Raw genomic sequence first — 13,252 nt, 5'->3', positions numbered from 1 at the left:
AGCTGCCGCCCTAAAGAGGGCGGCAGTGAAAAAGTCTGTCATACCGGTCAGAGCATGTCCATGAATTGTTTGGAAGCCTGGGAAACGGGTATGTTTTCATTATAAGCCACGACCATCTGGCGGGTAGGAAGCTTTTCCGAAAGCTTTACCTGGAATAAGTCCCTGTCATTTTCAGGAATGCAGAAATCAGGAACAAATGCGATCCCCAGGCCGATGCGGGCTAAGTCGATCAGAAGGTCGTTGCTGCTCAGTTCGATTTCAGGAACCAGATCAAGCTGTTCCTTTTGGAACATGTGATGAAGGAATTCACTGGTGGTACTCTTTCTTTCCAGCATCAGAATGGGATGGGTCTGGAGAGTCCCAAGGCTTACGGTCTGTCCTTTTAACGGGAAATATTCCTGATTGGCAACGAATACATCGGCAAATTCGTTGATGACCCGGATATTCTGAGAGCTTAAAAGCCCTGAGTTGGGATAATTGGTAATGATAAAATCCACCTGCCCGCTTTCCAGAAGATGAGCGCATTCTATGGAAGTCTGGTTGGTGACCTTAATGTGTACATTGGGGTAGGTTTTATGAAACTTATTTAAATATGGAACCAGGTAGTAGCGGCAGATGGTGTCGCTGGCGCCGATCCGCAGCTGTCCGCCGTTTAAGGTATTGGCCTCCAACAGCTGGTTTTCTCCCTTTTGGATCAGATTAATAGCTGGTTCTATGTGCTTTAGGAGGATGTCTCCTTCCGGAGTAAGCTGGACCTTTTTCGTGCTCCGGACAAAAAGGGTCTGGTTCAGTTTCTTCTCCAGCACCTTGATGGACTGGCTGACTGCCGACTGGGAGATGAAAAGCTGTTTGGATGCCTCCGAGAAGCTTAAAGTGGTGGCAACGTGGTAAAAGACTTTATAAAGTTCATAATTAATATCCATTATTAGTCCTCCTTATAAACATATGGATATTCTATCACGGATCTGATTGGTTTGTAAAGGCGTTTGACAAATTTCCTGAGGCGCGGTATAGTACGGGCACAGGAGCCAGGATATGAAAAAGAGAAGGAGAGTATAAGAGCATGCATGATGATTTTTACCAGATGTATCTGGAAGAGATGGGACATATCCCTCCCTGTACCAGGGAAGAACAGGAAAGGCTTTTAAAGGAAGCGGCAGAGGGCAGGAAGGAAGCGAAAAAAAGGCTTGTGGAAGGAAACTTACGGGCTGCCCTGGAATATTCCAGGGAATATGACGGCAGGGGCGTGCTTATGACGGATCTGGTACAGGAAGCCAATATGGCTCTCATGGTGGCTGTGGAAGAGTATGTCCAGTCGGAAGACAGACCGGAGTTTGACAGCTATGTAGGCCAGAGGATCAGAAAAGCCCTTGATGCAGCTGTGGAGGAGCAGCAGTTTGCAAAGCAGACAGAAGAAGAGCTGGCTGCCCGGGTGAATGTGCTCCAGCAGATATCCCAGCTTCTTGCCAAAGAACTGGGACGAGAGGCTACGGTAGAAGAACTTGCAGACAAGATGAAGATGACCGTGGATGAAATAAAGGGGATCATGAAAATAGCAATGGATGCCATGAGCATGAATGCCGAAACCATGGACTTAGAAGCCCTGGCAGGAGTGGAGGGCATTGAAATTACTGAGGATGAAGCGGCTGAAGATTACGATTACGAAGAATAAGAGACTGGGAGAGATGAGATGAAAATATATCTGATACGCCATGGACAGACGGACTGGAACATCCAGGGCAGGATCCAGGGGAGTCACGATATTCCCCTTAATGAAACGGGCCGCAGTCAGGCAGAACTGCTGGCAAAGGGCATGGATTCCCGCCCGGTTACCAGGATTTTTTCCAGCACCTTAACCCGTGCTATGGAAACAGCCGAAAGGATCAGCAGCAGGCAAAAGGTGGAAATTTACTCTATGCCCCAGCTTATTGAAGTAGAATTCGGCAAATGGGAAGGCATGACATGGGATGAGATCATGGAAGCGTATCCAAAAGAATATAAGCTGTGGACCTTAAGCCCTGATGAGGCATCCCCTCCAGGCGGGGAAACCCAGGATCAGGTGATAAGCCGCTGTGTCCTGGCGGTTGGGGAAATATTAAGAATCACCGGCGGCAGAGAGGACGTTGCCATCGTATCCCACGGCGCCACCATCGCCTATATTGTCTCCTATATGATGCGCAATCATCCGGAGGTAGAAAGCATTATTGTAGAAAATGCAAGCATTACAACGGTCAATTACAGTCCGCTGACGGAAGATTTCATGCTTTTTGAAATGAATGATACCTCCCATATGGAGGAATAAAGAAAGAGAAGCAAGGCAGCCAAAAGGCTTCCTTGCTTCTCTTGAACCGGTACTTAATCAAATAGTGTTTCTATAAGGATTTTCACCATGGAAGGGGTGGTGCTGATATACAGCGTATCCCTCCCAGCGCAGCGCAGGGAAGTCTGCATAAGTACTTCTTTTGAAGCGGAATCGTCAAAGATACTGACCATATTGGCGCAGGATTCCACAATAGAGTTAATCTGCCCGGCTTTTTCAATGAACTTTTCAATGTGTTCCTCTTGAAGCTGCAGGCATACCTCCAGATAGGGACTTAGTTCCTCTTTCTTTAATCGGACGTTTTCAAATGAATATTTTTGGGATAAGTCCTTTAATTGCTGATGAAGATCCATAAAATCTAGCACTCCTTTATAAAAAAATCTTTTATTACTATAGTTCAAATTTTTCAAATTTTCAAGTATTTTTATAAAAAATGACGAAATTTGTCGAAATGCGTCGAAAGTAAGAAGGACCAGGTGATACATAAGGCAGGCTGATGATTTCTGACAGCAGATGGAATCAATAATATTAACTATACTGATTAATAACATAAGATATATTAATTTCTCTAATTTATGTATTCTGTGGTATGATGGATATACGAGATTAACAGGGAAGTTCCTGTCCGGATAAACCATGGGGAGTTTTTGCAAGGAGGAAATCATGAGTGTAAGAAGAGTGTATGTTGAGAAAAAACCGGCCTATGCTGTAAAGGCAAATGAATTAAGAGAGGAAATCGCAGGATATCTTGGTATCAATGCGGTGACCGGTGTGAGGGTGCTGATCCGCTATGATATGGAGGCTCTGTCCGATGAAGTCTATGGGCCGGCTCTTACCGCTGTTTTCTCAGAGCCTCCTGTGGATGAGGTTTATGAAGAGGCTTTTCCGAAGAAGGACGGGGATGTGGTTTTTACTGTTGAATACCTGCCGGGCCAGTTTGACCAGCGGGCTGACTCCGCGGAGCAGTGTGTGAAGCTTTTAAAAGAGGATGAAGAGCCTGTGATCAGGTCCGCAGCCACCTATGTGATTTCCGGCGCTCTTACAGAAACCCAGATTGCCGACATCAAATCCTATTGCATAAACCCGGTGGATTCCAGGGAAGCAGATGAAAGAAAGCCGGCAACTCTTTCTGCAATGTTTGAGACTCCTGAAGATGTCATCGTTTTTCATGGTTTTACGGACATTGCAGAAGATGAATTAAAGGAATTGTACGAGTCCTTAAATCTGGCAATGACCTTTAAGGATTTTCTCCATATCCGGAATTACTTTAAAGAGGCAGAGCAGAGAGACCCGTCCATGACAGAGATAAGGGTTCTGGATACCTATTGGTCGGATCACTGCCGCCATACCACGTTTCAGACGGAATTAAGGGATGTAACGTTTTTAGAAGGAGATTACCGCAAGCCCATTGAGGATACTTACAGGCAGTACCTGGCAGACCGGGAGGTGGTCTTAAAGGAAAAGAGCGGCAAGTTTGTATGCCTTATGGAGCTGGCCCTCCTGGCGATGAAGAAGCTTCGCATGGAGGGAAAGGTGGAGGATCTGGAGGTATCCGATGAGATCAATGCCTGCAGCATTGTTGTCCCGGTCCTGATTGACGGTGAGGAAGAAGAGTGGCTGGTGAATTTCAAAAATGAAACCCACAATCATCCAACGGAAATCGAGCCTTTTGGCGGTGCGGCCACCTGCCTTGGAGGAGCGATCCGTGACCCCCTTTCCGGTCGTACCTACGTATATCAGGCTATGCGGGTAACCGGATCGGCTGACCCTACAAGACCATTAAGCGAAACATTAAAGGGAAAACTTCCCCAGAGAAAGATCGTAACAGGCGCTGCAAACGGCTACAGCTCCTACGGTAACCAGATCGGTCTGGCAACTGGGTATGTGAAGGAGATTTATCACCCGGATTATGTGGCAAAGAGAATGGAAATAGGCGCTGTCATAGGAGCTGCCCCAAGAAAGAATGTCATCCGGATGACTTCGGATCCTGGGGACATGGTCATTCTCCTTGGGGGCCGTACCGGACGGGACGGCTGCGGCGGAGCCACCGGCTCCTCCAAGGTCCACACGGAAGCTTCCATTGAGACATGCGGTGCAGAGGTCCAGAAGGGGAATGCACCCACAGAACGAAAGATACAGCGTCTGTTCCGAAGGGAAGAAGTGAGCAGGCTCATTAAGAAATGCAATGACTTTGGCGCAGGAGGCGTGTCGGTTGCCATAGGAGAGCTGGCAGACGGCTTGCGGATCGATCTGGACAAGGTGCCCAAGAAGTACGCGGGACTGGACGGCACGGAAATTGCCATCTCCGAATCCCAGGAACGCATGGCGGTTGTGGTTGATCCTTCAGATGCGGACCGGTTCCTGGCCTATGCAGCAGAAGAAAACCTGGAGGCAGTGGCAGTAGCAGTAGTTACGAAAGAACCAAGGCTTGTGATGAATTGGAGAGGAAAGACCATTGTGGACATCAGCCGGGCATTCCTTGATACCAATGGGGCTCATCAGGAGGCCTCAGTTGTTGTGGAAGTTCCTGACAGAGAAACACGCGCGTTTATGAGACCGGAGATTTCTGATACCAGGGAGGCCTGGCTGAAGCTGCTTTCTGATTTAAATGTCTGCTCCCAGAAAGGGCTTGTGGAAATGTTTGACAGTTCCATAGGGGCTGGAAGCGTGTTCATGCCCTATGGAGGCAGATATCAGCTGACAGAGACTCAGACCATGGTGGCAAAGCTTCCGGTGCTTCATGGAAAGACCGATACCGTAACCATGATGAGCTGCGGCTTTGATCCTTATTTATCAAGCTGGAGCCCATATCACGGCGCAGTATATGCAGTATTGTCCTCTGTTGCCAAAATTGTGGCATCAGGCGGTGATTACAGAAGGATCCGTTTTACCTTCCAGGAGTATTTCCGCAGGATGACAGAGGATCCGGCTCGCTGGAGCCAGCCATTTTCCGCCCTCCTTGGGGCATACAGCGCCCAGATTGGATTTGGCCTTCCTTCCATCGGAGGAAAGGACAGCATGTCAGGCACCTTTCGTGACATTGATGTACCGCCGACGCTTGTTTCCTTTGCCGTGGATGTTGCAGACCGGAAGCATGTCATTACACCGGAATTTAAAAAGGCGGGAAGCAGGATTGCAGTATTCCGGATTGAAAGGGATTCCTATGATCTTCCGGTATACAGCCAGGTTATGAAGGGGTATGAAGCGCTGTTTGAGGATATCTGCGCAGGCCGCATTATATCCGCCTATGCCATAGAGGGCCATGGGATCTGTGAGGCGGTCAGCAAGATGGCTTTTGGAAACCGGATGGGCATAAGGATCGGGCACAATGTAGACCCGGGAGATTTCTTTAAGGCCGGCTGGGGAGATGTGGTATGTGAAGTTCCGGAAGGAAAGCTTGGGGAACTGGCGGTTTCCTATACCGTCATCGGTGAAGTCACGGATACGGGCGTGTTTGAATACAGCAGTACAGCCATTGCCATTGATGAGGCCTTAAAAGCGTGGTCAAAGCCACTGGAAGATGTGTTCCCCGTGGAATCAGGAACAGAGAAGGCTTCTGTTTCGGAGAAGCTTTATGAGACAAAGGATATTTACGTTTGCAGGAACAAGGTGACAAAGCCAAATGTATTCATACCGGTGTTTCCTGGTACAAATTGTGAATATGACAGCGAAAGGGCCTTTGATAGGGCTGGCGCCAATGTGGTGACAAAGGTATTCCGGAATTTATCGGCCCAGGATATCAGAGAATCCGTGGAAGTATACCGCAGGGAAATATCCAAAGCCCAGATCGTCATGTTTCCCGGAGGATTTTCCGCCGGTGATGAACCGGATGGTTCTGCCAAGTTCTTTGCCAACTTATTCCGGAACCAGGTGATCAAAGAGGAAATTGGGAAGCTGTTAAATGAAAGGGATGGACTGATGCTGGGGATCTGCAATGGATTTCAGGCTCTCATCAAGCTGGGGCTTGTGCCGGAAGGCGTGATCACAGAGCAACGGCAGGATTCCCCCACGCTGGCGATGAATACCATTGGCCGCCATATTTCCAAGATGGTTTATACAAAGGTGGTGACCAATAAGTCGCCGTGGCTTTCAGGGACTGAATTAGGCGGCGTTTATTGCAATCCGGCTTCCCACGGTGAAGGTCGATTTGTCGCAGAAGAGAAATGGATAAAGAGGCTGTTTGATAACGGTCAGGTGGCTACCCAGTATGTGGATGACAAGGGCTGTCCTACGATGGATGAGTGCTGGAATCCCAATGGCTCCTACATGGCAATCGAGGGCATTACAAGCCCTGACGGGCGGATTCTGGGCAAGATGGCTCATTCTGAGCGCCGCGGCGAATCGGTAGCCATGAACATTTACGGAGAACAGGATATGAAGATTTTTGAATCCGGCGTGAAATATTTCCGGTGAGCAGAGTACGCTCATTGCTTGCAGTAATAATTTGTGTAACCCGGAACATTATAAAATAAAAAACGTTTCTTCTGCGGACAGCATCCCAGGAAGAAACGTTTTTTGTTTTATACGACTTAAAATTGTAACACTTTTTAACGGCTGGAAGGAGGTATCTGCTCTTGACAATCCATAAATTTAAGCCTATGATTCATCAGGAATATTTTTATTTATTATTCAGATATCTGGCAATACTAAATTTATGGAAAGATAATGTAACAGAGAGGAAATTAGGATATGCACTCAAAAAGAAAGATAAAAAATATATTTTTGGGAAATACATTGAAAAACAATGATCTGGAAGGAGAAAAGATGGGGATCCTTTGGGGAGTACCCATTATGGCAAGTGATGCGGTATCTTCAGTGGCGTACGCAATTGAAGAAATGCTGCTAGTTCTGGCTCCTGTCCTGGGACTGTCGGCGGTTCATTACCTTGGGTATATCACTTTGCCGATCATACTGCTTTTTTTAGTTTTGGCTTTTTCCTATTCGCAGATTATTGCAAACTACCCTAACGGCGGAGGCGCCTATATCGTATCTTCTGAAAATATTGGAAGAGGCTCATCAATGGTAGCTGCATCTGCCCTGATCATTGATTACGTGATGACGGTAGCAGTCAGCCTTTCTGCGGCAACGGCAGCCCTTATTTCCGCTTTTCCGGAGTTTGCTGATTACCGCCTGTTGTTTGCCCTGCTTTTTCTATGCGTAATTACACTCCTTAATTTAAGGGGAATGAAAGAGTCTTCCAAGCTTTTCGGAGCTCCTACTTATGTATTTATCATTATCATGCTGATACTTATTGTAACCGGTTTTTTAAAGCTTATAACGGGGAATTTACCACCGGTCCATTATTCTGAAAATATGCAGCCTGTTGCAGGCGGAGCCGGAACTATTTCCCTGTTTCTTCTCCTCCGGGCCTTTTCTTCCGGATGTTCGGCCCTCACGGGAGTGGAAGCAGTGAGCAATGCGGTTCCAAGCTTTCGTGAGCCGTCACAGCGGAACGCCAAACGTGTACTTTTTATTCTGGTAGGGATCATTATCACCATTCTCGGAGGTGCGGTGCTGCTGGTTACTTCTTTAGATATCATCCCTTTAGAGGGAAAAACTGTGATCTCCCAGCTTGGCATGGCAGTGTTCGGGCCAGGGCCAATGTTTTATATTCTACAGTTTGCAACCTCTCTTATTTTGTTGTTGGCTGCTAATACTGCATATAACGGTCTGCCTACGCTGCTGGCGATTCTGGCGGCTGATGGACTTGTGCCCCGTCAGTTCATGCACCGTGGGACAAGGCTCAGCTTTTCCAATGGAATTATGTTCATCTTTTTTGCAGTAGCATTTCTGCTGATTGTATTTAAGGCAGAAACCCATTATCTGATTCCTTTTTATGCCATCGGAGTTTTCTTGTCATTTACCTTGTCCCAGTACGGAATGTTGGCCAGATGGATCCGGGTGAAAGGAAAAGGTTATTGGTATAAAATGTGTATCAACGGCCTTGGTGCACTTATGACGGGAACGGGAACGATCATTGTATTTGCGACTAAATTTTCACAAGGCGCCTGGGCACTGGCCATTCTCATACCGGTTCTTGTTTATATCATGCACCGTATTGAAACGCACTATCAGTTTGTCAGCCAGCAGTTGGCGGTCAACGACTTTATGTCCCATTATCACAAAAGCACCAGTCATGACACCAATCTTTGCATTGTACTGACTGGAGGAATTAACCGGTCCGTGCTGAAAGCACTGAATTATGCAAATTTAATCACTTCCAATGTGGTTGCTCTGAACATAGCTACAGATGAGAAACAAAGTCAACAGCTTCAGAAAAAATGGAAGGAAACAGGCATCGATATACCCCTTGAGGTCATCATGTCGCCTTACCGGGAACTTATTGAGCCTGTTGAAGAGTATATCAGCAAAAAGGAAGCCGACTTGCCTCCGGGAGATATGATCACTGTCGTTATGTCCCGCTTTATGGAAGAGAGCTGGTTTGCCAATATTCTTCATAACCAGACCACTTATTTTATTATGCAGAGGCTGAGAAAGCACAGAAATGTTTCTATGGTTCTGGTTCCATATATTTACAGTACAGCGTTTAAGCCTGCTCCAAAGCAGAAAGACGAAAATACGGATAAAGACAAAGCATAAATGACAGGCAAGTAAAGTCTTCTATGCCTGAATCGGCAGATATACTTCGATGTAATTAATGGGTGTATCTGCTTTCTTTTCCTGGTCTTCCTTTGCTGTATCCTTAAAGGCACAGCTTAGTAAATGCCCGCTGTAGGCAACTCCGGTAGGAGAATAGCCATTTTGCCTTGCCCAGTCTGCTGCGTCTAAAATGGCCTGTGTTTCTAAAACAGGACTGCCTGAGGCGACCACGGTATAGACACAGCGTTCCTGCTTTAGTAAGGGATAATCGTTTAATGCCTGTTTTATTTTCATGATGGATGCAGTATATTCTGCGATCATGAAGAATTCGTTTATCTGTTTCGCATGATTCTCTTTTATCTGGTATTCCTGGCAGATATAACATAAATCAGAGATGTCTGCCTGGTTGATGAAATGGTTGTCCGGCATCTGGTAATGGGGAGGCATGGTACGTAAGTCATAACGGTTTAAGTATTTTTCCACGTTTTGGTAGTGTTTGTGCAAATGGGTCAGATGGATGAGGGATTGCCGGTGCTTTTCCACCTGCTGTTTTTCCTCTGTGATTTTTTCCTGAATCATGGAACAGTAGGAAGGAAAGGAGCTTTTATACAGGATACGGCCGATATCCTCGATGCTGAAGTTCAGTCTACGGTAAAACATGATGCTTGAAATCTTTTTGATATCTTCATATGTATAGGTTCGGTAACCGTTTTTTTGCTTTTCCGGCTGTATGATCCCCTTTTTTTCATAAAAACGAAGGGTGTCCCGGCTTAAGCCTAACCGGTTGGAAACTTCTCCAATGCTGTATTTTTTCATTATGATTCCTCTTATTAGTCCGCAGTGCAGCCAGTGAATCCTTTGGATTCACTCACGGGCATTCGCCCTATGAAACAGGCCAACAAGATTTTCGTTGTGCTTGCTCATCAGAAAATCTTCCCCTGTCCTATTTCGCACTGCTCATTGCTTACGTGTATAGTTTACCATAAAAAGATGGTTCTTCGGCTTTACGGTTTTCTTTCTATGCTTACGAATTATTAACGGAAAGAAGCTTGAAATCGTAAAAAACTATGTTATGATAGTATCAGAAAGAAAGCTTGTACTTACATAAGAGACGTGAGAAGGGGGTATTTTTACATGGGAGAAAGTAAGAAGAATATGGTCAAATGCCTGGTATGCGGTGCCGTATTTGAGGAGGGAAATGAGGTTTGTCCGGTATGCGGTGTGGGGCCGGAAAATTTTGTCCCTTATGAGGAGGAAGAAAGGAATTTCCATAAAAATACAGAGGAGTTATACCTCATACTTGGTAATGGCGCGGCAGGTGTCAGTGCGGCAGAGGCGGTCCGGGAAAGAAATTCCACCTGCTCCATTGTCATGGTGACGAAAGAGGACTGCCTGCCTTACTCAAGGCCCATGCTGACAAAATCCGTGATGGGAAAGGATGAAAGGGAAGAATTGCTTCTTCATGACCCGGCATGGTACGAAGAGAAACGTATCTTAAACCTTACGGGAAAACGGGCGGAGAAGATTGATATCAGGGAAAAGGAAGTCACCTTTGATGATGGGATCCGGCTTAAATACGACAAATGCATCTATGCATTGGGATCGGAATGCTTCATTCCTCCTATACCTGGAAGTGAAAAAAATGAAGTGGTCGCCATACGCCGGCTTTCTGACATTGAGAAGCTCAATTCCCTCCTTTCAGAATCAAAGCGGGCCGTGGTCATTGGCGGCGGAGTGCTGGGACTGGAGGCAGCCTGGGAATTAAAAAGATCAGGACTTTTTGTGACGGTATTGGAGCAGGGCGACCAGCTTATGAAGCGCCAGCTTGATCAGGAAGCCGGTGAGTTTTTAAAATCCATCATTCTGGAAAAGGGGATTGATGTGAAATTCCAGGCAGTTACCCGGGAGATAGAAGGGGAAGAGAAGGTGACCGGTGTCCGCTTGGAGGATGGTACGGTCCTGCCTGCAGATCTGGTGGTCATATCCGCAGGAGTCCGGGCCAATGTATCCCTGGCAGAAGATGCCGGGGCTAGATCCGGGCGTGCGGTAATCGTTAATGAGCACATGGAAACCACTGTGCCCGGCATTTATGCATGCGGGGACTGTGCGGAATATGAAGGGATCAATTATGCCATCTGGCCTCAGGCCGTGGAGATGGGCAAGGCAGCAGGAGCCAATGCCGCCGGAGAGAGGATTTCCTATAAAACCGTGACAGCAGCTCTCACATTTAATGGCATGGATACTTCCTTATTTGCAGTGGGTGACCCGGGAAAGGACCCTGGAAGAACCTATGAAGTACGCCGGGAAGAGGATGGAGAGAAGAAGATTTACAAAGCGTATTATTATGAAGAAGGCAAGCTGACAGGCGCCATACTCATTGGCGATACGTCGGATATGGGAAGAATTCTGGAAGAGATTGAATAAAGGATCAATAAAGAGGTGTAAAGGTCTTTTGTAAGACTTTTGCACCTCTTCGTTTTTATTCCACTGAGATGTGGTATTTTTCCAGCCAGTAGTTGATCTGAAGGATATAAGCAAGCATCTGGGGACCAGCCATGAGCTGACCGTACCAGGGCTTTCCGTAATCAGAAGGACTGGTCAGGAGTTTTTCCAGCTTCTTCCCATCTAAAAACTCCATGACAGGAGCAGAACCGCCGCCTATCATTTCCTCTACCCGTTTGACCAAAAGGGCCTCATAATTGGTATCATAGGTCTTGGGATACGGAGATTTTCTGCGGAACAGGATCTCATCAGGCAGAAGCCCCCTACCAGCCTGGCGGAGGAGATTTTTAACGATCCCATCCCTTGTTTTCATATCCCAGGGAACATTCCACACGTATTCGATGATCCGGTGGTCTGCAAAAGGTACCCTGGCTTCAAGGCCGGAATACATGCTGTCACGGTCCATCCGGTTTAATAAGGTCTGCATAAACCAGCGGAGATTCAGATAGGAAATCTCTCTTCTTCTAGCTTCTTTTGGATTATCCCCGGAAAGGACGGGAGTTTCCGCCACAGATTTTTCGTAGGCTTCCATAACATACTCATCCATTTTAAGATAATCCAGAAATTCATCCTTTAGGACGGCCTTTCGGGGCCCTAAGTCCATGGTCCAGGGGAAGGCCTGGGCTTTAAAGCATTCTTCCTTATGAAACCAGGGGTATCCTCCGAATATTTCATCTGCACACTCCCCAGTCAGAGCAACCTTATTAAACTTTTTGACCATAGAACAGAAGTGGAGCAGGGAGGAGTCAATGTCACCCATGGCCGGTAAGTCGTGGGCAAGAACGGAGTCAAAAAGCCGGTCCGCCTGGGTCACGTTGTCGCATTCCAGGTAATGGTGGTCGGAGTCTAAAAATGTCACCATCTGGTCTACAAAGGGGCGGTCCTGTGAGGGCTGGAAGGTGCTGGCTTTAAAGAATTTATCATTGTTAACAAAATCAAAGGAAAAAGTAGTAAGCTGTTTGCCCTGTTTTTTTAACTCTGCAGCACAGACAGCCGAGACCAGGCTGGAATCCACCCCTCCTGACAAAAAGGTGCAGATGGGTACGTCGGAAACCATCTGCCGGCGGATGGAATCCTGAACCAGGAATGAGGTCTTTTCAATGGTTTCCTCATAGCTGTCCTCGTGGGGCCTGCTTTCCAGCTTCCAGTAGCATTTCAGATGGAAGCCGTCCTTAGAACAGAGAAGCATGTGGCCCGGGAGTATTTCATTGATCCCCTTAAAGACCCCGCAGCCGCAGGTGTGGGCCGGTCCCAGAGAGAAAACCTCGTTCAAGCCTTTTCGGTCTAAAACAGGACGGATTCCGGGATATGCAAAAATTCCTTTTAGCTCTGAAGCAAAGATGATTTCGCCATCCCGTATGGTATAAAAGAGAGGCTTTATGCCGGAGCGGTCCCGGCAAAGGCATAACCGCTCCCGGAATGAGTCCATGATGGCAATGGCGAAAATACCGTTTAGCTGTTTCATAAAATCAGGACCGTATTCCATATATCCGGTTAAAATCACTTCCGTATCAGAGGTGGTGGAAAAAGAATGGCCACGCTCCTCCAAGTCCCGTCGGAGCTCCTTTGTGTTGTAAATTTCTCCGTTGTACACAATTCCAAAGGTTTTGCCTGCCTCAGTTTTTGTTATCGGCTGGCGGCCGGTGGTCAAGTCGATAATGGATAAACGGGCGTGAGACATGCCTCCCTGCTTAAATAACCAGATTCCTGAATCGTCAGGCCCCCGGTGCTTCTGGGTTTCTGACATCTGTCTTAAAATGCTCTCATAAAAGGTTTTATCTTTCTGGTAATCGTAATCAGGATTGTAAAAACCAGCAATTCCGCACATGG

Annotated in this window: 9 protein-coding genes; 5 read left to right on the top strand and 4 right to left on the bottom strand. The window is 46.9% G+C overall.

All coding sequences use genetic code 11. The features are described 5' to 3' along the window. Nucleotides 1-47: 47 nt before the first annotated feature. On the bottom strand, nucleotides 48-923 hold the full coding sequence (locus AC27IJ_RS08735) for a LysR family transcriptional regulator (protein ID WP_312442305.1): 876 nt from the start codon (nucleotides 921-923) through the stop codon (nucleotides 48-50). Between the two features lie 140 nt (nucleotides 924-1,063). On the opposite strand from AC27IJ_RS08735, the gene AC27IJ_RS08730 reads away from it, so the two are divergent. Together AC27IJ_RS08730 and AC27IJ_RS08725 are read left to right on the top strand one after the other, a co-directional pair. Next, nucleotides 1,064-1,672 carry a sigma-70 domain-containing protein gene (locus AC27IJ_RS08730; RefSeq protein WP_312442306.1) on the top strand — a complete coding sequence of 203 codons (609 nt, stop codon included), beginning with the start codon at nucleotides 1,064-1,066 and terminating at the stop codon, nucleotides 1,670-1,672. 18 nt (nucleotides 1,673-1,690) lie between these two features. Next, nucleotides 1,691-2,302: a histidine phosphatase family protein gene (locus AC27IJ_RS08725; RefSeq protein ID WP_312442307.1), complete on the top strand. Its 612-nt coding sequence runs from the start codon at nucleotides 1,691-1,693 to the stop codon at nucleotides 2,300-2,302. 53 nt (nucleotides 2,303-2,355) lie between these two features. Here AC27IJ_RS08725 and AC27IJ_RS08720 read toward each other — a convergent pair whose 3' ends face one another. Then, complete coding sequence (locus tag AC27IJ_RS08720; RefSeq protein ID WP_312442309.1) at nucleotides 2,356-2,673, bottom strand: hypothetical protein; 318 nt, start codon at nucleotides 2,671-2,673, stop codon at nucleotides 2,356-2,358. A 310-nt stretch (nucleotides 2,674-2,983) separates the two neighbouring features. Here AC27IJ_RS08720 and AC27IJ_RS08715 point away from each other — a divergent pair, with 310 nt between their 5' ends. Beyond that, on the top strand, nucleotides 2,984-6,733 hold the full coding sequence (locus tag AC27IJ_RS08715; protein WP_487148426.1) for a phosphoribosylformylglycinamidine synthase: 3,750 nt from the start codon (nucleotides 2,984-2,986) through the stop codon (nucleotides 6,731-6,733). A 276-nt stretch (nucleotides 6,734-7,009) separates the two neighbouring features. Next, nucleotides 7,010-8,920: an APC family permease gene (locus tag AC27IJ_RS08710; RefSeq protein WP_312501034.1), complete on the top strand. Its 1,911-nt coding sequence runs from the start codon at nucleotides 7,010-7,012 to the stop codon at nucleotides 8,918-8,920. A 21-nt stretch (nucleotides 8,921-8,941) separates the two neighbouring features. Here AC27IJ_RS08710 and AC27IJ_RS08705 read toward each other — a convergent pair whose 3' ends face one another. After that, nucleotides 8,942-9,736 carry a MerR family transcriptional regulator gene (locus AC27IJ_RS08705; protein ID WP_312442314.1) on the bottom strand — a complete coding sequence of 265 codons (795 nt, stop codon included), beginning with the start codon at nucleotides 9,734-9,736 and terminating at the stop codon, nucleotides 8,942-8,944. A gap of 318 nt (nucleotides 9,737-10,054) precedes the next feature. Here AC27IJ_RS08705 and AC27IJ_RS08700 point away from each other — a divergent pair, with 318 nt between their 5' ends. Next, nucleotides 10,055-11,344 (top strand): FAD-dependent oxidoreductase, encoded by a 1,290-nt coding sequence (locus AC27IJ_RS08700; RefSeq protein WP_312442316.1) that lies wholly within the window; start codon nucleotides 10,055-10,057, stop codon nucleotides 11,342-11,344. Between the two features lie 55 nt (nucleotides 11,345-11,399). Here AC27IJ_RS08700 and asnB read toward each other — a convergent pair whose 3' ends face one another. Next, a complete protein-coding gene (gene asnB, locus AC27IJ_RS08695) occupies nucleotides 11,400-13,250 on the bottom strand; it encodes an asparagine synthase (glutamine-hydrolyzing) (RefSeq protein WP_312442318.1) in 1,851 nt (616 codons plus the stop codon). Between the last annotated feature and the right edge of the window lie 2 nt (nucleotides 13,251-13,252).

This window comes from Lacrimispora sp. YZC11, from assembly GCF_057543815.1.
The sequence above is the reverse complement of the archived record's forward strand: the minus strand, read 5'-3'. Positions and strand labels throughout refer to the sequence as shown.